Source organism: Pseudomonas sp. ESBL9, assembly GCF_036668715.1.
Lineage (GTDB): Bacteria > Pseudomonadota > Gammaproteobacteria > Pseudomonadales > Pseudomonadaceae > Aquipseudomonas > Aquipseudomonas lundensis.
This window is the reverse complement of sequence record NZ_JAZEVV010000001.1, coordinates 99,595-120,249: the sequence shown is the minus strand read 5'-3', so window position 1 is coordinate 120,249 and position 20,655 is coordinate 99,595. Positions and strand designations below refer to the sequence as shown.

Annotated in this window: 15 protein-coding genes; 5 read left to right on the top strand and 10 right to left on the bottom strand. The window is 54.4% G+C overall.

Features of this window, described 5'->3' with window-relative positions; all coding sequences use genetic code 11:
• Positions 1–31: 31 nt before the first annotated feature.
• The 5 genes from V6F78_RS00510 to sdhC all read right to left on the bottom strand — a co-directional run bounded on the left by V6F78_RS00510 (position 32) and on the right by sdhC (position 6,366).
• Positions 32–2,863, bottom strand: coding sequence for a 2-oxoglutarate dehydrogenase E1 component (locus tag V6F78_RS00510; protein ID WP_047274264.1), 2,832 nt, complete (start codon positions 2,861–2,863; stop codon positions 32–34).
• 259 nt (positions 2,864–3,122) lie between these two features.
• A complete protein-coding gene (locus V6F78_RS00505; protein WP_047274262.1) occupies positions 3,123–3,827 on the bottom strand; it encodes a succinate dehydrogenase iron-sulfur subunit in 705 nt (234 codons plus the stop codon).
• 11 nt (positions 3,828–3,838) lie between these two features.
• The gene (gene sdhA, locus V6F78_RS00500) at positions 3,839–5,614 is read right to left on the bottom strand and encodes a succinate dehydrogenase flavoprotein subunit (RefSeq protein ID WP_047274260.1); all 1,776 of its coding nucleotides are present in this window, start codon (positions 5,612–5,614) and stop codon (positions 3,839–3,841) included.
• A 3-nt stretch (positions 5,615–5,617) separates the two neighbouring features.
• A complete protein-coding gene (gene sdhD / locus V6F78_RS00495; RefSeq protein WP_003446906.1) occupies positions 5,618–5,986 on the bottom strand; it encodes a succinate dehydrogenase, hydrophobic membrane anchor protein in 369 nt (122 codons plus the stop codon).
• Positions 5,980–6,366 (bottom strand): succinate dehydrogenase, cytochrome b556 subunit, encoded by a 387-nt coding sequence (gene sdhC / locus V6F78_RS00490; protein ID WP_070411961.1) that lies wholly within the window; start codon positions 6,364–6,366, stop codon positions 5,980–5,982. Before sdhC ends, sdhD begins: the two co-directional genes overlap by 7 nt.
• 351 nt (positions 6,367–6,717) lie before the next feature.
• Between sdhC and gltA the strand changes: the two genes are divergently transcribed.
• Entirely contained in the window at positions 6,718–8,007 is a 1,290-nt protein-coding gene (gltA, locus tag V6F78_RS00485; RefSeq protein WP_047292760.1) for a citrate synthase, read from the top strand.
• A gap of 328 nt (positions 8,008–8,335) precedes the next feature.
• Here the strand turns inward: gltA and V6F78_RS00480 are convergent, their stop codons facing one another.
• The 3 genes from V6F78_RS00480 to V6F78_RS00470 form a co-directional block, all read right to left on the bottom strand.
• Entirely contained in the window at positions 8,336–9,994 is a 1,659-nt protein-coding gene (locus V6F78_RS00480; RefSeq protein ID WP_332726436.1) for a cation acetate symporter, read from the bottom strand.
• Positions 9,991–10,302 (bottom strand): DUF485 domain-containing protein, encoded by a 312-nt coding sequence (locus V6F78_RS00475; protein WP_047274253.1) that lies wholly within the window; start codon positions 10,300–10,302, stop codon positions 9,991–9,993. Before V6F78_RS00475 ends, V6F78_RS00480 begins: the two co-directional genes overlap by 4 nt.
• A 226-nt stretch (positions 10,303–10,528) precedes the next feature.
• Positions 10,529–11,380, bottom strand: a complete 852-nt coding sequence (locus tag V6F78_RS00470; protein ID WP_047292757.1) for a glycine betaine ABC transporter substrate-binding protein — start codon at positions 11,378–11,380, stop codon at positions 10,529–10,531.
• Positions 11,381–11,592: 212 nt separating this feature from the next.
• Between V6F78_RS00470 and V6F78_RS00465 the strand changes: the two genes are divergently transcribed.
• On the top strand, positions 11,593–13,146 hold the full coding sequence (locus V6F78_RS00465) for a glycoside hydrolase family 17 protein (protein ID WP_332726435.1): 1,554 nt from the start codon (positions 11,593–11,595) through the stop codon (positions 13,144–13,146).
• A 78-nt stretch (positions 13,147–13,224) separates the two neighbouring features.
• Here the strand turns inward: V6F78_RS00465 and V6F78_RS00460 are convergent, their stop codons facing one another.
• Positions 13,225–13,590, bottom strand: coding sequence for a hypothetical protein (locus V6F78_RS00460; RefSeq protein WP_047277743.1), 366 nt, complete (start codon positions 13,588–13,590; stop codon positions 13,225–13,227).
• Positions 13,591–13,819: 229 nt separating this feature from the next.
• Here V6F78_RS00460 and V6F78_RS00455 point away from each other — a divergent pair, with 229 nt between their 5' ends.
• From V6F78_RS00455 to V6F78_RS00445, 3 genes are all read left to right on the top strand, one after another.
• Positions 13,820–15,118 (top strand): serine/threonine protein kinase, encoded by a 1,299-nt coding sequence (locus tag V6F78_RS00455; protein ID WP_047274245.1) that lies wholly within the window; start codon positions 13,820–13,822, stop codon positions 15,116–15,118.
• Complete coding sequence (locus V6F78_RS00450) at positions 15,111–15,899, top strand: MlaA family lipoprotein (RefSeq protein WP_047277744.1); 789 nt, start codon at positions 15,111–15,113, stop codon at positions 15,897–15,899. Before V6F78_RS00455 ends, V6F78_RS00450 begins: the two co-directional genes overlap by 8 nt.
• A gap of 479 nt (positions 15,900–16,378) precedes the next feature.
• Complete coding sequence (locus V6F78_RS00445) at positions 16,379–16,717, top strand: LuxR C-terminal-related transcriptional regulator (protein WP_094990744.1); 339 nt, start codon at positions 16,379–16,381, stop codon at positions 16,715–16,717.
• A 122-nt stretch (positions 16,718–16,839) separates the two neighbouring features.
• On the opposite strand, the gene V6F78_RS00440 is transcribed toward V6F78_RS00445, so the two are convergent.
• Positions 16,840–20,508 carry an RHS repeat domain-containing protein gene (locus V6F78_RS00440; protein ID WP_332726434.1) on the bottom strand — a complete coding sequence of 1,223 codons (3,669 nt, stop codon included), beginning with the start codon at positions 20,506–20,508 and terminating at the stop codon, positions 16,840–16,842.
• Positions 20,509–20,655 lie beyond the last annotated feature (147 nt).

Sequence of the window (20,655 nt, the reverse complement as noted above, 5' to 3'; positions counted from 1 at the left end):
TTCCTTTAATTCGGTTCAGTGCGCGAAGGCGTTAAACAGTAAACGCGTCTTGCAACAGTTTGGCCTGTTGCTCGGCGTGCATCGATGCATAACCACAAGCAGGTGCAGCAGAAGCGTCACGGCCCGCGTACTCAAGTACGAGCGACTTGTCGTGACCGCCAATGATGCGGCGCATGTGATGCTGGCTGCAGTACCAGGCACCCTGGTTCATCGGCTCTTCCTGACACCAAACAATGTGTTTGACGTTTTTGTACGGAGCCAGGACTTCAATCAAGTCGTCCTCAGGGAACGGGTACAGCTGCTCAAGACGCACGATGGCGATGTCTTCACGACCTTCGGCACGGCGTTTTTCCAGCAGGTCATAGTAGACCTTGCCGCTACACAGGACGATGCGCTCGACGTTCGCCGGATCCTGCGCGTCGATTTCCGGGATAACGGTCTGGAACGAACCTTCTGCCAGATCTTCGAGGGTCGACACGGCCAGTTTGTGGCGCAGCAACGACTTCGGCGTCAGTACCACCAGCGGCTTGCGCAGCGGACGGATGACCTGACGACGCAGCAGATGGTAGATCTGTGCCGGAGTGGTCGGTACGCACACCTGAATGTTGTGCTCGGCGCACAGCTGCAGGTAACGCTCAAGACGTGCCGAGGAGTGCTCGGGGCCCTGACCTTCATAACCGTGTGGCAGCAACATGGTCAGACCGCACAGGCGACCCCACTTGTGCTCGCCGCTGGTGATGAACTGGTCGATCACAACCTGCGCACCGTTGGCGAAGTCGCCGAACTGGGCTTCCCAGATCACCAGCGCGTTTGGCGTGGTGGTCGAGTAGCCGTATTCAAACGCCAATACCGCTTCTTCCGACAGCAACGAGTCGTACAGGTCAAAGCGAGGCTGACCTTCGTACAGGTGCTGCAACGGAATGTAGGTGCTGGCGTCTTTCTGGTTGTGCAACACGGCGTGACGGTGCGAGAACGTACCGCGGCCGATGTCCTGACCCGTCATGCGGATCGGGTGACCTTCGAACGCCAGGGTCGCGTATGCCATGGTTTCGGCATAACCCCAGTTGATCGGCAGGCCACCGGCTTGCATTTTTTGACGGTCTTCGTAGATCTTCGACACCTGACGCTGCATGACGAAGCCTTCTGGAATTTCCAGCAGCTTGGCCGACAGTTCTTGCAGGGTTTTGAGATCAAAACGCGTGTCGTGACGCGCAGTCCAGGCATGGCCCAGGTATGGACGCCAGTCTACGAACAGCTCTTTGTTAGGCTCTTTGACCAGGCTTTTTACCACATGCAGACCGTTGTCCAGCGCGTTGCGGTATTCGTCGATCTTGGCCTGAACGCGATCTGTGTCAACCACACCTTCCTGAGTCAGACGGTCGGCATACAGTTCACGGGTGGTGCGCTGTTTGGCGATCTGCTGATACATCAGCGGCTGAGTGCCGTTTGGCTCGTCGGCCTCGTTGTGACCGCGACGGCGGTAGCAGAACAGGTCGATCACGACGTCACGCTTGAACTGCATGCGGTAGTCGATAGCCAGCTGGGTCACGAACATGACGGCTTCCGGATCATCACCATTGACATGGAGGATCGGCGCTTGAATCATTTTCGCGACGTCGGTGCAGTACTCGGTGGAACGCGAGTCCAGCGGGTTGCTGATGGTGAAGCCCACCTGGTTGTTAATCACCAGGTGTACGGTACCGCCAGTCTTGAAGCCGCGTGTTTGCGACATCTGGAAGGTTTCCATGACCACGCCCTGACCTGCGAACGCAGCGTCACCGTGGATGGAAATCGGCAGAACCTTGTCGCCCGTCTTGTCGTTACGACGATCCTGGCGTGCACGTACAGACCCTTCAACCACTGGAGAAACGATTTCCAGGTGGGACGGGTTAAACGCCATGGCCAGGTGAACTTCGCCACCGGAGGTCATGACGTTGGAGGAGAAGCCCTGGTGGTATTTAACGTCACCGGAACCCAGCTCGATCTTTTTCTTGCCTTCGAACTCGTCGAACAACTCGCGCGGGTTTTTGCCGAAGGTGTTCACCAATACGTTCAGACGACCCCGGTGGGCCATGCCGATGACGATTTCTTTGGTGCCGTAGTTGCCCGAACGCTGGATCAGCTCGTCCAGCAAAGGAATCAGGCTCTCGCCACCTTCCAGGCCGAAACGCTTTGTGCCCGGGTATTTGGTGCCCAGGTATTTTTCCAGACCTTCGGCAGCCGTGACGCGCTCAAGCAGATGGCTTTTGACTTCAGCCGAATACGTTGGGCGGCCGCGCACGCTTTCGAGGCGCTGTTCAAACCAGTGGCGCTGCTCGGAATCGACGATGTGCGTGAACTCTGCGCCAATGGTGCGGCAATATGTCTGCTGCAACGCTTCGAGAATTTCGCGTAGGCTCGCTTCCTCTTTGCCGATGTACAGGTCGCCGGCACGGAAGGTCGTATCAAGATCGGCATTGGTCAAGCCGTAATGATTGATCGACAGGTCTGCAGGTGCAGGACGCTGCCACAGCCCCAGCGGATCAAGCTGGGCTGCCTGGTGGCCGCGCATCCGATAGGCCTGGATCAATCGCAGCACTTCAACCTGCTTCTTCTCGTGCTCACTGCTCACGCTCCCGGCGGAAACCGGTTGGGCGCGGCGCTGGTTCTTTGCCAGCAGCACGAAATGGTCGCGGATTGTGGAGTGCGAAACATCGTTGGCAGAGTTGCCGTCAGTCGGCAACGTCTGAAATTTGGTGCGCCATTCTTCTGGCACAGCGTTAGGGTCGTGCAGGTAGAGCTCGTAGAGCTCTTCCACATAGGCAGCGTTACCACCTGAAAGATAGCCGCTGTTCCACATGCGCTGCATCACGCTTTCTTGCATGCTTGGTCACCCTCGGTTAGGGGACACCATCGACGAGAACACCAGAGCATGCTTGAGAAAGTCCGAATACAGCGACTAAAACAAGCCACTTAGGATCACGCTGATAGTCCGGGTACCAGCCCGGATGCCCCTGCTGGTCTCATTTCTTCAAAATAAGAGCCGCAACTTTGTGAGCTGCTGCTCAGGTTAAAACTACGGCGCCGGTTGAAGCCTGCGCCGCAGCATCTTCGGTTACAGCGATCTACGGTAGAGCGGTGTATCAGACGCCGCTTTGCAGCAGCATGCTACGCACGTGGCCGATGGCCTTAGTCGGGTTCAGACCCTTCGGACACACGTTCACGCAGTTCATGATCCCGCGGCAGCGGAATACGCTGAACGGGTCATCCAGTGAAGCCAGACGCTCGCTGGTCTTGGTGTCACGGCTGTCAGCCAGGAAACGGTAGGCTTGCAGCAGTGCAGCAGGGCCCAGGAACTTGTCCGGGTTCCACCAGAAGGACGGGCACGAAGTCGAGCAGCAAGCGCACAGGATGCACTCGTACAGACCGTCGAGCTTTTCACGCTCTTCTGGCGATTGCAGACGTTCGATGGCCGGGGCCGGCGTATCGTTCTGCAGGAACGGCTTCACCTTCTCGTATTGCTTGTAGAAGATGCTCATGTCGACGACCAGGTCACGGATAACCGGCAAACCTGGCAGCGGACGGATCACCAACTTGTTACCTTTTACGACAGCGGACAGCGGCGTTACGCACGCCAGGCCGTTCTTGCCGTTGATGTTCATGCCGTCGGAGCCACACACGCCTTCGCGGCAAGAGCGACGATAGGAAAAACCTTCGTCCTGCTCTTTAATCAGGGCCAGAACGTCCAGCACCATGAGGTCTTTACCATTGGTATTGACCTGGAACTCTTGCATGAACGGTGCAGCGTCCTGATCCGGGTTGTAGCGATAAACACTGACTTTCAACATATCGGCCACCCTTAGTAAGTACGAACCATTGGCTGGAAGGTCGGAACGGTTTTCGGCGAGAAGTTCACCGCACGCTTGGCTACGCGTTTCTCACCCGGGAAGTACAGGGTGTGGCACAGCCAGTTAACGTCGTCACGATCTTCGTAGTCTTCACGGGCGTGAGCACCGCGCGATTCTTTACGGGTTTCAGCAGCGATTGCAGTGGCTTCAGCCACTTCAAGCAGGTTTTGCAGCTCAAGTGCTTCGATACGGGCCGTGTTGAATGCCTGGCTCTTATCGTTGATTTTCACGTTGGCGATGCGCTTGCGCAGCTCTTGCAGCTGGGCAATACCCTTCTGCATGTATTCGCCAGTACGGAATACACCGAAGTAGTTCTGCATGCAGCTTTGCAGCTCTTTACGCAGGGTAGCCACGTCTTCGCCATCAGTGCGCGAGTTCAAGCCATCCAGACGTGCCAGGGCAGCATCGATATCAGCCTGACGTGGACGGGCGTAATCAACGCCTTCTTTCAGGGTCTGCTCAAGGAACAGGCCAGCCGCACGACCGAACACCACCAGGTCGAGCAACGAGTTGCCGCCCAGACGGTTGGCACCGTGAACCGATACGCACGCCACTTCACCGACCGCGAACAAGCCAGGAATGATTGCGTCATTGCCTTCAGCGTCCTGAGTAATTGCCTGACCATGAATGTTGGTGGCAACACCGCCCATCATGTAGTGGCAAGTAGGAACTACTGGAACTGGCGCCAGAACCGGGTCAACGTGCGCGAACGTTTTGGACAGTTCGCAGATGCCTGGCAGACGGCTGTGCAGCACTTCTTCACCCAGGTGATCGAGTTTCAGCATCACGTGGTCGCCATCCGGACCGCAACCGTTGCCCGCGATGATTTCTTTAACCATCGAGCGAGCGACTACGTCACGTCCAGCCAGGTCTTTGGCGTTCGGCGCATAACGCTCCATGAAACGCTCGCCGTGCTTGTTGATCAGGTATCCACCTTCACCACGGCAACCTTCTGTAACCAGTACACCCGCGCCGGCGATACCGGTTGGGTGGAACTGCCACATTTCGATGTCCTGCACCGGAACGCCTGCACGCAGCGCCATGCCAATACCGTCACCGGTGTTGATCAGGGCGTTGGTGGTGGAGGAGTAGATACGGCCTGCACCGCCAGTCGCCAACACGGTTGCGTTCGCGCGAACGTAAGAGGTTTCACCTGTTTCAATGCAGATGACGATCATGCCGACAAAGGCGCCGTCTTCGTTCTTGACCAGATCGACACCGTAGTATTCGTTCAGGAATACAGTGCCGGCCTTCAGGTTGGCCTGGTACAGGGTGTGCAGCAGGGCGTGACCGGTACGGTCAGCTGCGGCGCATGTACGGGCAGCCTGGCCACCCTTACCGAAATCTTTCGACTGGCCGCCGAAAGGACGCTGATAAATACGACCCTGTTCGGTGCGGGAGAACGGCAAGCCCATGTGTTCAAGCTCGAACACGGCTTCCGGCCCTACGGAACACATGTATTCGATAGCGTCCTGGTCACCGATGTAGTCGGAACCCTTGACGGTATCGTACATGTGCCAGCGCCAGTCATCGTTCGGGTCTGCAGACGCGATGGCGCAGGTGATGCCACCCTGTGCCGATACGGTGTGCGAACGGGTCGGGAAGACTTTGGTGATTACAGCAGTCTTGTGACCGCCTTGTGCCAGCTGCAGGGCAGCACGCATGCCAGCACCGCCGCCGCCTACAATGATGGCGTCGAACGAAAGTGTATTAACTGTGTTAGCCATGACTCAGATACCCCAAAGAATCTGCACACCCCAGACGAAGTAAGCGAACATTGCAACGCCGCATACTGCCTGGAAGAGGAAACGTACTGCTGTCGCGGATTTGCCCAGCGCCATCGGCGTCAGGTAGTCGGTCGCGATGGTCCACATGCCGACCCAGGCGTGAGCGCCGAGTGCAACAAGGGCCAGCAGACTGAAGATACGCATCCAGTTGCTTGCGAACAGCTCATGCCATTGGGCGTAGCCAATGCCAGGGTTCGCAACGAGGTACCCGATCAGGAAGATGAAATAAGCCGCTAGAACGACCGCAGACACACGCTGTGCCATCCAGTCATAGAGGCCCGAACGCGACAGGTTCGTAACGCTGGTTACCATATCCAAACTCCCGCCAGAACGATCATCACCACGGAAATGACGATTACGATTTTCGAGCCCAGTTTGCCGCCTTCCAGCGTCTCACCGATGCCCATGTCCATGATCAAATGGCGAATACCTGCCACCAAGTGGTACAGCAAGGCAGAGAGCAGGCCCCACGCTACGAATTTGGCCAGCGGACTGGTCAAGCATGCCTTCACCTCGGCAAAACCTTCTTCCGAACCCAGGGATTTGCTCAATGCATAAAGCATGATGCCCAGGCCGAGAAAGAGAATGATGCCCGATACACGGTGCAGAAATGACGTAACGCCGGTAATGGGGAGTTTGATGGTCCTTAGGTCTAGGTTTACAGGTCGTTGGCTATTCACGGCTTTTTTCACACTGAAGAGCCCCTAACAATCAGGGCAAGTTTGTTGGGATGTGCACTGGTCAGGTACCCACCACCCAGGGAGTGACGACCCCCATCTAAACGGGCCCAAAAGCCCCTGGCGGTCGGCTGCCGAGTATAGACAGTTAGGTCACTAATGACAACGCAATCACCTCCCTCTAATAGCTCATTGCAATGAAGCTACAAAAGGCGTAAACGGCAGGGATAATCGCTAAAAAATGCTCCTCAAAGCCTTGTACAGCAAGACTTTAGGCAAATTGACATTCAAATTTATCTCACTATAGTGGTGCGGGCCCTGCGTGGGGGGTCTGTCTGATGATTTCAAGCATAAATAGGAGGCCACATGGCTGACAAAAAAGCGCAGTTGATCATCGAGGGCGCAGCCCCCGTCGAGCTGCCCATTTTAACTGGCACCGTGGGTCCCGATGTAATCGATGTGCGAGGCCTCACGGCCACGGGCCGGTTCACATTTGACCCTGGCTTCATGTCGACCGCGTCCTGCGAGTCGAAGATCACCTATATTGATGGTGACAACGGTATCCTGCTACACCGCGGTTACCCGATCGAACAACTGGCCGAACATTCTGATTACCTTGAAACAGCTTACCTGCTGCTGAACGGCGAACTGCCGACCGCAGAGCAGAAAGCCGAGTTCGTCAGCACCGTCAAGAACCACACCATGGTTCACGAACAGCTGAAGACCTTTTTCAACGGCTTCCGTCGCGACGCCCACCCGATGGCCGTCATGTGCGGCGTAGTCGGCGCCCTGTCTGCCTTCTACCACGACTCCCTCGACATCAATAACCCGCAGCATCGCGAAATTTCCGCGATCCGCCTGGTTGCCAAGATGCCGACCCTGGCCGCAATGGTTTACAAGTACTCCATGGGCCAGCCCATGATGTACCCACGTAACGACCTGAGCTACGCCGAAAACTTCCTGCACATGATGTTCAACACCCCGTGCGAGATCAAACCGATCAGCCCGGTACTGGCCAAGGCCATGGATAAGATCTTTATCCTGCACGCCGACCACGAACAGAACGCGTCGACGTCCACCGTACGCCTGGCAGGTTCCTCGGGTGCCAACCCGTTCGCCTGTATTGCGGCGGGCATCGCTGCACTGTGGGGGCCTGCTCACGGCGGCGCCAACGAGGCCGTACTGACCATGCTCGACGAAATTGGCGATGTCTCCAACATCGACACGTTCATCGCCAAGGCCAAGGACAAGAACGATCCGTTCAAACTGATGGGCTTCGGTCACCGCGTTTACAAAAACCGCGACCCGCGTGCAACGGTCATGAAAAAGACATGCGACGAAGTGCTCAAAGAACTGGGCATCCAGAACGATCCGCAACTCGAACTGGCCATGCGCCTGGAAGAGATCGCCCTGACCGACCCGTACTTCATCGAACGCTCGCTGTACCCGAACGTCGACTTCTACTCGGGGATCATCCTCAAGGCGATCGGCATTCCAACCAGCATGTTCACCGTGATCTTTGCCCTGTCGCGTACCGTGGGCTGGATCTCGCACTGGAAAGAAATGCTCTCCAGCCCGTACAAGATTGGCCGTCCGCGCCAGCTGTACACCGGCTACGAGCAGCGTGACCTGACCAAACTCGAAGACCGCAAGTAAGCGTCCGTCTAACGACCGCGCGACACCTGCAATAAATACGGCCTCTCTCCAGAGGCCGTATTTTTTTGCCCTGAATTCTCCCCCGCCGACCCAACACAGCACGCACGCATAACGCAACGCTACCCGCCCTAGACCCTGCCGTTACTGTCAAGCACGCGCCCTCGGCCTCACATCAACGCCCCAGCGCGCCTGTAGATTAAACTCACCACGCACCACAACTGCCTCGGTTGCCGCACGGCATTAACGCCCCCCCTTTTTCAGGCATGCAAAAAATCCCCCTGCCTTTCGACAGGGGGATTTCAGGTTATTCCAGCCTTACAGCATGACCTTAGTGAGAAACCGCCCCGCTTGCCCCCAGGCCCGTCTGTGAACGCACAAACTGAGGGAAGAACAGCGCACGCTCTTTCTCGGCCGACTTGGACTTGTCAGTAATCGAGAAGAACCAGATACCCACGAATGCAATGATCATGGAGAACAGCGCAGGGTATTCGTAAGGGAAGATGGCTTTTTCATGGTGAAGGATCTGCACCCAAATGGTAGGACCCAGAACCATCAAGCCGACGGCACTGACCAGCCCCAACCAGCCGCCAATCATTGCACCGCGCGTGGTGAGGTTTTTCCAGTACATGGAAAGCAGCAACACCGGGAAGTTACAACTGGCTGCGATGGAGAACGCCAGGCCCACCATGAACGCAATGTTCTGGCTTTCAAACAAGATGCCAAGGCCAATCGCCAGCACGCCGAGGGCGATGGTGGTGATTTTCGAGACGCGAATCTCGTCCTTGTCGTTTGCCTTGCCCTTTTTGATGACACTGGCATACAAGTCATGAGACACCGCCGAAGCACCTGCCAAGGTGAGGCCCGCCACCACCGCCAGAATCGTGGCGAAAGCGACAGCGGAGATGAAGCCCAGGAAGATACTGCCACCCACGGCATCGGCCAAATGCACGGCCGCCATGTTATTGCCGCCCAGCAGCGCGCCTGCCGCATCTTTAAACGCAGGGTTCGTGCTGACAAGGATGATCGCGCCGAACCCGATGATGAACGTCAGAATGTAGAAGTAACCAATGAAGCCAGTCGCATAAAGCACGCTCTTACGGGCTTCCTTAGCATCACTCACGGTGAAGAAGCGCATGAGAATGTGGGGCAGGCCAGCCGTACCGAACATCAGGGCCAGACCCAGTGAAAACGCCGAGATCGGGTCCTTGACCAGACCGCCCGGGCTCATGATGGCTTCACCTTTGGGGTGAACCTGCACCGCCTCGGCAAACAGCGCATTGAAGTCGAAGTTGACGTGTTTCATCACCATGACAGCCATGAACGTCGCACCGGACAACAACAGCACGGCTTTGATGATCTGTACCCACGTGGTGGCCAGCATGCCGCCGAACAGCACATACAGGCACATCAGGATGCCCACCAGAATTACCGCAACGTGGTAATCGAGACCGAACAGCAGCTGGATCAGCTTGCCCGCACCCACCATCTGGGCAATCAGGTAAAACGCCACCACCACCAGCGATCCGCAGGCCGACAGGGAGCGGATCTGAGTCTGCCCAAGGCGGTAGGACGCCACGTCGGCAAAGGTGTACTTGCCCAGGTTACGCAGACGTTCCGCAATCAGGAACAGGATGATGGGCCAGCCCACCAAAAAGCCGATGGAATAAATCAGGCCATCGTAGCCCGAGGTGTACACCAGCGCGGAAATACCCAGAAAGGACGCGGCCGACATGTAGTCACCCGCAATTGCCAGACCGTTCTGAAAACCGGTGATCTTGCCGCCCGCGGCGTAGTAGTCCGCCGCCGACTTGTTACGCTTTGAGGCCCAATACGTGATGCACAGTGTGGCGCCTACGAACACCACAAACATGATGATCGCCGACACGTTGAGAGGTTGCTTCTGCACTTCGCCGGTCAGGGCTTCGCCCGCCCAGACGCCAGAAGACAAGGCTGCCAGGCCCAGTGTTGCCAATAGACGCCGGATCATTGCGCAGCCTCCTTGAGAATTGCATTGTTCAGGTCGTCAAACTCGCCATTGGCACGGTGTATATAAATAGCTGTCAGCACAAACGCTGAAACAATCAGCCCGACACCGATCGGTATTCCCCACGTAATGGACGAACCGGGGCTCAACTTCGCCCCCATGATGTGCGACCCGTAGGCAATCAACAGGATAAAACCGGCATACAAACCAAGCATGATCGCCGAAAGAATCCAGGCGAAACGCTCTCTTTTTTTAACCAGCTCCTTGAAACGGGGGCTGTTTTGAATCGTGAGGTAAATGCTGTCGTTCATTATTTTTGTCCTCGCAGCACAGATGAGATGGAACGATTTCACTATTAGGGGGCTTCAATTTCTAAGCCAGACGACTTTAGTAGTAGAACCACCCATTCACTGTAGCCCCCGGTTTATCTGGCCTGCATGGAAGTTGACATCATTTTGCCTGCCCCAGAAACGCAAAAACCGCCTGACGCACGCATCAGGCGGTTACGCACATACCGGGCTAGACACCTCGCCGTTTTTATTGAGTCCACTCAGCGACTCGATCGGGGTGTTTGGCTACCCACTCCCGAGCCGCCACTTCTGGCTTCTCACCTTCCTGTATGGCCAGCATCACGTCGCCAATTTCATCTTTCGATGCCCACTGGAATTTTTTCAAAAAGGCCGCCACCTCCGGCGCTTTACTGTCCAGCGCTTTGCTGCCAACACTGTTAACGGTTTCTGCGGCCCCATAGACCTGCTTTGGATCATCGAGAAAACGCAGCTTCCATTTGGCAAACATCCAGTGCGGCACCCAACCGGTGACCACCACCGGTTCATTTTTGGCATAGGCACGCCCCAGCTCTGAGGTCATGGCCGCACCGGAGCTGGCTTGCAGCTTATAACCCAGGCCGTAATCTTTGATGGCCTGATCCGTTTTAAGCATCACACCGGACCCCGCATCAATCCCGACTATTTTCTGTTTATAACCCTTGTCCTCTTTAAGGTCGGCAATCGATTGGGCGTTGACGTATTCAGGCACGATCAAACCGATTTTCGCGTCTTTGAAATTGGGACCGTAATCCACCACCTTGCCCTTATTCTTCGCCCAGTATTCGCCATGGGTCACGGGCAACCAGGCGGACAACATCGCGTCCAGCTTACCGGTGGCCACACCCTGCCACATGATCCCGGTCGCCACCGGCATCAACTTCACGTCATAACCCAACTTTTGCTTGATCACCTCTGCGGCCACATGGGTCGTGGCCACACTGTCTGACCAACCATCGACATAACCGATATTAAGTGTGGGCTTTGCCTGCGCACAGGCCACGCCTGCCCCCATCGCCAGCACCAAGGCAGCCCCCACACTCAAGAGTCGTCGCATCTTCATCAATGAATCCTCACCGTGTCGGGCCCGACGGGTGCCGGACCGCTTGAACCCGTATTTCGATGATCGACCCCTGATTAAATGCAACCTGCTCTGACGGCGACCTCAAGGCAACTGCAAACGACATGTGCCCAGACGTAACAAAATCATTCGCACGCGCTGACTCGCCTCAATTGCAGGTAAGATGCGCGGCTTTGCTCCCATACGGCCCGACCATGTCTGCGACTGCCCGCTTTCCCGCATTCCCTTATCTCTTTGCGTGCTTACTGAGCCTGTTTGCCGTGGCCGGTTTCTGGTATGGCCTGGGCCAGCCGGTGATCCTGCCCGATGCGGCCACGCCCACCCACAAGTTGCAGTGCGCCTCCTACACGCCGTTCGACAAAGACCAATCGCCCTTCGATCAACCCTTCGTGCCGCGTATTGAGCGCATGGACGCGGATCTGGCCCTTCTGGCAACGCGCTTTGAGTGCGTGCGCACCTACTCCCAGGCCGGGCTTGAAGCCCTGCCCGAGCTGGCGCGCAAACACGGGCTCAAGGTCATGATGGGGGCTTGGGTCAGCCGCGACCCGGTGGCCACTGCCGCTGAAGTCAACGCGCTGATCGCATCGGCCAATGCACACCCGGATATCGTCAGTTCGGTCATCGTGGGTAATGAGGCATTGCTGCGTAAGGAAATCACTGCCCCGCAACTGGTCAAACTGATCGAGCAGGTGAAAAGCCAGATCAAACAACCGGTGACCTACGCGGACGTCTGGGAATTCTGGCTGCAACACCCGGAAATCGCGCCCGCCGTCGACTTCCTGACCATCCACCTGCTGCCCTATTGGGAAGACGACCCTGCGGGGATCGACCAGGCGGTTAACCATGTCGCACAAATTCGCCAAGCTTTCGGCAGCAAATTTGCACCCAAAGACATCGTGATCGGTGAAACCGGCTGGCCCAGCGAAGGTCGCCAACGCGAAACAGCACTGCCCAGCCGGGTCAATGAAGCCAGGTTCATTCGTGGCTTTGTCACGCTGGCCGAGCAGAACGGCTGGAAATACAACCTGATCGAAGCCTTCGACCAACCCTGGAAACGCGGCAGTGAAGGCGCCGTTGGCGGTTACTGGGGCCTGTTCGATGCCGATCGTCAAGACAAAGGCATACTCGCCGGGCCCGTGACCAACTTGCCCCACTGGCCCGTTTGGCTCGGCCTCGGCGGCGCAGCATTCATCGCCACCCTGCTGATCGGCGGACGGGTTCGCAGTACCCGTGCAGCACTGCTATTGCCTGCATTAGGCGCAGTGTCGGGGTGCTCGATCATTGCTTGGGCGCAACTGGCGTCAGTCACCAGCCGTTATGCCGGTGAATGGATAGGAGCCGTAGCACTGCTGTTGCTCAACCTCATCGTCATGGCCCACGCTGCGTCGGCATTGGGGCAAAGAGACGGATGGCGCGAGCGCCTGTTCAATGTGCTTGAACGTCGCGCTGGCTGGTGGCTGGCCGCTGCCGGGTTCGCCGGGGCCGTCCTGATGCTTGGCCTGGTGTTTGAACCGCGTTATCGCAGCTTCCCGAGCGCTGCGTTTTTGCTGCCGGCACTGGTGTACCTGCTGCGCCCCGTGCGCGGACCGCGTCGTGAATTGGGGTTGTTGGCGTTCATCATCGGTGCGGGGACTCCATTGCAGCTGTACGGTGAAGGTCTGCGCAATGAACAGGCTTGGGGCTGGGCGCTGGTAAGCGCATTACTGGTCATGGCGCTGTGGCGCAGCGTCAGGTTGCGCCGCCCTTAGTCACGCTGGAACAACGCGAGGCGCACCGACCCGGCGTCTCGCGCAGCTCATCAGCCCCCCACAAGGCAAGCGCATCGTTCAAACGCGCTTGGCCCTCACCAGGCGCAATCCTGCAATCACCACCGCAAACACAGCGAGACTGGCGTTATACAACGCCAGTGCTGGCAGCCCGAAGACCAAGGCCAGCACCGCCAACGCACGGCCAAGGCGGCCGCGTACAAAAAAAGCGACCGCCGCCGTGGCAATGGCTGCCCAACCCAGCACCCTGAAATGAATCAACAAGCCCAGGTTAGCGCGCAACTGGCACTCCCAACGGGTCGCCTCGGCCACGCAGGTGCCCACCCACTGCGGATCCTCCATCAAGCCATAACGCAAGCCATAACCGGCAGCCAGCCATAGGGGCACAGCCATAAACAGCAATATCAACGGCAAACGAGGGCGCATAACAACTCCGATAGGCAAAAGCGGCGCTCAGCTTAATCACACTTGTCGGGTATGCAAGCCTTGCAATCAGATATCTGTTCACTAAAGTCAATCAACGTGTATCGTCTGGTAGCCATTTGCCGCTTGCGACGCGTGGGGGGATTTATTTAGGGGTGCAAAAGGCACTTCGAAGGTAGCCCTGTGGTCATAGCCTGCGAATCTTCTCAGCTCCTTCTCTAGGATAGTCTTCATGCTTCGTTCTCTGTCCCTTGCTGCCCTGCTGGGCGGCCTTATATTGAGTGCGTCCGCACAGGCGGTCGATGTCGACCCCGCAACCTATGGCTACCCGATCACCAATCCGTTCGAAGCCACGATCGCCACCACGCCACCGCAGATGCGCCCTTATCTGCCGAGCGAAGATGACATTCGGCAATCGGATTACAGCCTGACCCTGCGCCCGGAGCGTGAGTTCACCCTGCCCGCCAACTTTTGGGCAGTCAAAAAGCTCACCTACCGCATGGCTAGACAAGACCACCCGGCCCCCTTGATGTTCCTGATTGCCGGCACCGGCGCGCCTTACAACAGCAGCCTCAACGAATATCTGAAAAAACTGTTTTACCAAGCCGGCTACCACGTGGTGCAGCTGTCATCGCCCACCAGCTATGACTTCATGAGCGCGGCCTCTCGCTTTGCCACCCCGGGTATCAGCCAATACGATGCCGAAGACTTGTATCACGTCATGCAAGCGGTCCGCGCACAACAGGCTGACGTTCCGGTGACCGACTATTACCTCAGCGGCTACAGCCTGGGCGCGCTCGACGCAGCCTTCGTCAGCCATCTGGATGAGACGCGCAAGAGCTTCAACTTCAAAAAAGTGCTGATGCTTAACCCGCCAGTCAATCTGTACACCTCCATCAGCAACCTCGACAAACTGGTTCAAACCGAAGTTAAGGGCATCAACAACAGCACCACCTTCTATGAGCTGGTACTGAACAAGTTGACCCGGTACTTCAAGCAGAAAGGCTACGTCGACCTCAACGCCGCACTGGTGTACGACATCCAGAACTCCAAGGAACGACTGACCAACGAACAAATGGCGATGCTGATCGGCACTATGTTCCGCTTTTCGTCAGCCGACATCGTGTTCACCTCGGACCTGATCAACCGTCGCGGCCTGATCACCCCGCCAAACTACCCGATCACCGAAGGCACCAGCCTCACGCCGTTCCTCAAGCGTTCACTGCTGTGCGACTTCGATTGTTACCTGACAGAGCAAGTCATCCCCATGTGGCGGGCCCGCACCGATGGCGGCACGTTATTGCAATTGATCGACCAGGTGAGCCTCTACGCGCTGAAGGACTACCTGCAAAACAGCCCGAAGATAGCCGTGATGCACAACGCCGACGACATCATCCTCGGCCCGGGCGATCTTGGGTTTCTGCGTAAAACCTTCGGCAATCGGCTGACGGTTTACCCGTATGGCGGCCATTGCGGCAACCTCAACTACCGTGTCAACGCTGACGATATGCTGGAGTTCTTCCGTGGCTAAACATTTATTACTGGTCGCCGCCCTGCTCAGCGCCGGCGTCGCCCAAGCGGACAACAGCAAGGCCAACCTCGAACGCACCCAAGACGTCGATGGTTTCACCCAGCCTTTGAAACTCCTGAAGTTCAACCCCGGCCTGGATCAACGTGAATTTGAACGCGCCACCATGAACGCCCTGAGCGTTTATGACCCGCTGGAGTCCGTGAACCGCCGGATCTACCACTTCAACTACCGCTTCGATCAATGGGTGTTCCTGCCGGTCGTCAACGGCTACCGCTACGTGACACCCAGTTTTGTGCGCACAGGCGTGAGCAACTTCTTCAATAACCTGGGTGACGTCCCCAACCTGTTTAACAGCCTGCTGCAACTCAAGGGGCAGCGCTCGCTGGAAACCACCGGACGATTACTGTTGAACACCACCCTCGGCGTCGGTGGCCTGTGGGACCCGGCCACGTCGATGGGCTTGCCTCGCGTGAGCGAAGACTTCGGCCAGACCTTGGGTTTCTATGGCGTTCCAGGGGGGGCTTACTTGATGCTGCCGATTCTTGGCCCGTCCAACCTGCGGGACACCACAGGGCTAGTGGTCGACTACGGCGTCAATCAGGAAATCAACTTCCTCAACGTGCCCCACGAAAGCACGCGTCATCCGGAAATCTGGGTACTGGGTGCTGTCGACAAGCGCTACACCACCAGCTTCCGTTATGGACAGTTCGACTCGCCGTTTGAGTACGACAAGCTGCGTTATATCTACACCGAGGCGCGTAAGTTGCAGATTGCAGAATAAGTAGTCCCACACAGCCAACTAAAATATCTGTATCACTTTAGTTGGCTGTGGAGCAAGAATTTTCTGAAGAGTGCAAAAACATCGCAATAAATGACAAAAACCCTTAAACACATAGACTCATCCGACAGACGGATTGTTAAACACCTTATTAAGGTGCGCCCAGATACGATTACTCTGGATTACACGTATGTTAACTGCCCAATGACCAGTAGATATTACTGAATCCGCCGGAAGAATTATTCTCGCTGATGACCACCCCGTAGTACTGCTTGGGCCCCGAGTGGCTTTAACTAAAAGTTCCAGACCTCACGTGCGCGTCATCGCAGAGGCATTGTGTACAGATACATGACTTCAAGCATTAGAGCATGATCCATGCGATCTACTTATCACAGATCTTTATATGCCGGGAGGTACATTTATTGAGGGCATCAGCTTAATAAGTTACCCGTGCAGGAAATTCAAAAATCGTTGTCATAACAATGACTAATAACGAACTCATCCTCAAGCATTTATTGGATCTCAACATACACGGGCTCTTCGACAAGCACGCCTCACTGAACGAGCTCAACAAGGCTGTTGAGCACGTCATTCAAGGCAGAAGGTATATAAGCAAGAACTTTTCATCAACACTGGCGGCGAGCCAACGTGGTGAGACCAGGCAGAAGGTGCTAACGATAAAAGAATTCGAAGTCATGCGCTTATTGGCAACCGGGCTGGCAGGCCGAGAAATAGCCAAACAAGTAAACCACAGCAAGAAAACAATAAGTCGACAAAAACGCTCAGCCATACAAAAAAATGGGTATCAGGCGCCTAAGTAAATTGAATAATGCTACCAGGAATGGTTTATAAAAACAGCAGTGATGTTGTCATTTAAGATTCAGTAAAAAAAGCCTGAGCAACACTTGCAAGTATCGCTCAGGCCAGCGCAAGGATTGATGACTTAATGAATGACAGTTTCACTGACATTAATCAAGCGCCCTAAATCGTCATAATCCAAAACACGACCGCATTCATCTCTAGTCATATTTCCATCATCATCATATTCCAAATCGATCTGTGAAGGATAACTGCCATGCGTGTTAACTATTTTACTCAACTGTACCGGGTCTAAGTTTTCATAGTAGTAGCTAGCCATATTGAATTCGCTAGCAAAAGACGTTTTCACACGGGTGATATTATCCAGCGCATCAAACCTAAATAGTTGCTCGTCAATTGCATTTCCGCGAGGATCAACAGGTTTCTGACTCCCTTCACAGGTATATTTTGTCAGTCTGGCTCGTGCATCATACTCGTATGACTCATCACGCAGTATTTCACCATCAGCCCCCTCTTCATCAAGGGCAATTAACACTCGTCGCTCAAGATTATCTACCGCTGTGTAAGTTTGCGACAGCTTTTGCTTGGAACCATTAAGATCAAAAACCCTTTGTACTTCTCGACCGAATTCGTCATAGTGCAAATCAATGACAACATACCGCTCGTTTAATTCATCAGTTGTATCTGTAGTGGTAATCCTCTGGGTCTGCCCTAGTTCGTCATACGTAAAGCAAGACGCTATCTTACCCAAACGGGTCGAGCACACTCGACCACCCTTTTCAAAATCATACTCATAATCCTGAGTATTACCCAGAACATCAGTGTAGGCCAATATAAGGCCACGCAAGGAATATCGATAAGCCATCGAATATTCACCCATCTCCTCACAACTAAGTTCACCAGTACTGAAATAATCACGAACAATAGTGACTCCGTTTTCAGAGCATGAGCGCATGCGAGCATTGGCGGGATCATATTCATAAATAGCCTCAACACCATTTACTTTTCTTAAATTTGGTTCCTCTCCCAGCAGTGGATTATATTTATAATCGATGCTTCTCTCACGAGATTTAATAACTTTATTGGGCTGAGTCTGACCGGGAGCGTATTCATACGATTGCTCACGCTTACCGATAGAAGAGGCTGACATCCGGCCTAGCCCATCAAATGCTTGTGTCCCAAGCAATGTACCGTCCACACTGATAGAGATCGGCAGGTCTTCGACGGTATGCAATGCATAATCACGCCTTACGATCGCACCACCTGGTAATGTGGTGTGTGTAGTACGATCATAAGCATCATACGAATAAAGCGTTGTATTAGAGAGTGCATCCACCTCTTTCGATTTACGTCCTAGGCCATCATATTCGTAAGAGTGGGTACTGTAATAGTCGCCAACCTTATTAAACCGTACGAGCCGCACAGGGTTATCAAATCTGTCAATGTACGTCACCGTCTTGCCTGTTGTATTGGTAACGTTACCATTATTATCTACCGATTGCTGCCAAGCGGTTTTAATGCCTCCTTGCTGCCAATCATTAGCCCCGCGGGGTTCCATAACCTCGTAAGTTTCAACACTATCAGGTCCAACCGAACAGACTTGCTGCCCCCAATCGTCATAACGTAAGTGTGTGACAAGAGGCCAATCCTTTTCGCCCTCCCAATCATATTCAGTTTCTTCTTCCAGTTGGCCCAACGCATCATACTGCGCCGCATAAGTAGGTCTAAGAAGCTTGGCTTTTAACTTACTGTCAGCGTTCATACGCTGCTCTGCAATCGTTCGATTGAAGCCGTCGAAAAAAGTAACCGTCAAAACGTCCTTAACATTCTTTGTCGATTGTATTGCCTGATCCCCAGGTTGCGAACACAACATATAATGGTAGCTGCGTGCGGCTTCATACTTAGTACCTGGCGCTACAATTTCCCGCGTAACGCGCTGCAAGGCATCGTACTCATAACGTATTTCAACATCGTTATCATCACGAACCAATAACGGCAGCCCAGAATAGATAGATGCCTCACTCAAGACAGTTTTAGTATGCGAATCCACATCTGAGGAATTGACAATTTTAGTTCGTAATGTACCAAAGCCTGAATCCTGCTCAACGAGTGCAACCAAGTCATAATCATACTCAGTGCTCATGACATGGCCATTTATATTCAGCGTTTCACGCGCCAATAACCCGTGACGTAATGGATCGTTCACATCATCGTTGTACTCATATTGTGTGCTTTGCAGCACCTGCAAAACTTGGTTATCAATAGACTCCAGCAACGCGACATCCTGGACATGCCAATGGTCTAACACATTATTGAACGAGGGTAACAACTTGTAAGTATACGTGGTACTCAGTATTGGGGCTGCATGCACAGCCGCGGGGTTAGGCCTGATAGTTGTATTCTTTAGATGCCGGATAAAACCTTTAGGATCAGGCGGACAGGCTTGTCCCTCCCCTTCCCAAGGATAATACGTCGACTCCTCAATCACACCATTTGCTTGTTCAAACAACGTTTCATTGCCCTGCATATCATACTCTCGATACTCAGTCTGGCTACGTAGCAATGACTCTGTATTCGAACTCCATTGAGTGATCGTATTTTTGGGTAACTGGCAGTATGGCCACTGCTGACTGAAAGGCACATCAACTTGAAGATAGTACTCCGTGCTAACCGTCAACACGTTAGCGCCTTGAGTCGTAAGCTCCGACGTCAACAGATGAAAACTATTGAATAGCCGTTCTATTGTTTTTACAGCTTGACCCGCCACCTGCCAAGACTCAAGAGACTGGTACACATAATCCATCGATGCTTGATACAGGTTATCAACACCTGAATTATCCCACGTGATACCAGAGCCCGCACCCAAGAAGTTAGTCTCAGAGTAGCTGTACTGGGTCTCGATAATTCCTTGGCCGAAACCTGGATCGCGCTGCCAGTGGGTGACCCGAGGTAACGTGGCGCTAAAAGCACCCGGGGGTAATGGATGCCCCGACCAGTCATAAGTAATATCCTCTTGCCCGCCCACTGGTGTATGAGCTTGAACAATAAACATGAGACCGGTTACGGGATCCTGCTGGTATTTGAATCGCCAGTTTGCCCGCTCAGGTGTGGGTAAGACTATAGACTTAACGGTGTTATCACCATCGAGTAACAGTTCAAAGGTCGCTAAGGGCGTACCTTGCTCACCCGCATAGGGATGCAAGTGCATCATCACGTTGTTGTCAGAATCACGTGTTGAGATAAAGATTGTTTGAGCCTGTTCATCTTCAATACGTGTCAACAATAAGGGAAAATCTGTGTCTTCATAATACAAAGAAACTGTTCGTCCTTCAAAAGAGTGTAAACGAACAGGCAACGCTATTTTCGATCCGGCTCGGCCTACCTCCTCTAACTCCTCTAGCTGTCCAGATTTGTGTGCAACCAAGTACCGCCCATTACCTTTATCGTAAAGTTTGAAACTGAGAATTTTTTGTTCCTCAATTTCGCATAAGCCTTCCATGCCCGGCAGAACGCCATTAACTTTAAATGTCTCACCCGAACTCAAAGAAATGATAGAACGCACTGGATCATATTCAGTCCGCTGTAAAGACCATCCCAGTCCACACCCCATATCGTGTGCATTAAGGGGGTTAAACCCAAGTTGAAGGGTAAGCTCTGGGCCCGCCAGATTATTGGCTTTAAATGCGGGCATACTGATAGCGACTGTATATTGCCCTGTCCGAGGGTCAACCCCTCCCTGCAAATAGCTTAAGAAGTTAAATGCATTCGAATGCACGGCGGTAGATGCTGCCATAACGGCCTCCATCAACAACAAATAATAAAAACAGATCGGCCTAGCTAACACACCGCGTTAGCAACCTAACTAAAACGAAGCCTAACCTGAGGTGATGGTGCCCAAGAGAACACGTGGGCACCCAAGATGTATTGGCGTGACAACTTA

Coding starts and splice junctions, on each gene's coding strand:
- V6F78_RS00510 (WP_047274264.1), bottom strand. CDS start 2,863: ATGCAAGAAAGCGTGATGCAGCGCATGTGGAACAGCGGCTATCTTTCA.
- V6F78_RS00505 (WP_047274262.1), bottom strand. CDS start 3,827: ATGTTGAAAGTCAGTGTTTATCGCTACAACCCGGATCAGGACGCTGCA.
- sdhA (WP_047274260.1), bottom strand. CDS start 5,614: ATGGCTAACACAGTTAATACACTTTCGTTCGACGCCATCATTGTAGGC.
- sdhD (WP_003446906.1), bottom strand. CDS start 5,986: ATGGTAACCAGCGTTACGAACCTGTCGCGTTCGGGCCTCTATGACTGG.
- gltA (WP_047292760.1), top strand. CDS start 6,718: ATGGCTGACAAAAAAGCGCAGTTGATCATCGAGGGCGCAGCCCCCGTC.
- V6F78_RS00480 (WP_332726436.1), bottom strand. CDS start 9,994: ATGATCCGGCGTCTATTGGCAACACTGGGCCTGGCAGCCTTGTCTTCT.
- V6F78_RS00475 (WP_047274253.1), bottom strand. CDS start 10,302: ATGAACGACAGCATTTACCTCACGATTCAAAACAGCCCCCGTTTCAAG.
- V6F78_RS00470 (WP_047292757.1), bottom strand. CDS start 11,380: ATGAAGATGCGACGACTCTTGAGTGTGGGGGCTGCCTTGGTGCTGGCG.
- V6F78_RS00465 (WP_332726435.1), top strand. CDS start 11,593: ATGTCTGCGACTGCCCGCTTTCCCGCATTCCCTTATCTCTTTGCGTGC.
- V6F78_RS00460 (WP_047277743.1), bottom strand. CDS start 13,590: ATGCGCCCTCGTTTGCCGTTGATATTGCTGTTTATGGCTGTGCCCCTA.
- V6F78_RS00455 (WP_047274245.1), top strand. CDS start 13,820: ATGCTTCGTTCTCTGTCCCTTGCTGCCCTGCTGGGCGGCCTTATATTG.
- V6F78_RS00445 (WP_094990744.1), top strand. CDS start 16,379: ATGACTAATAACGAACTCATCCTCAAGCATTTATTGGATCTCAACATA.
- V6F78_RS00440 (WP_332726434.1), bottom strand. CDS start 20,508: ATGGCAGCATCTACCGCCGTGCATTCGAATGCATTTAACTTCTTAAGC.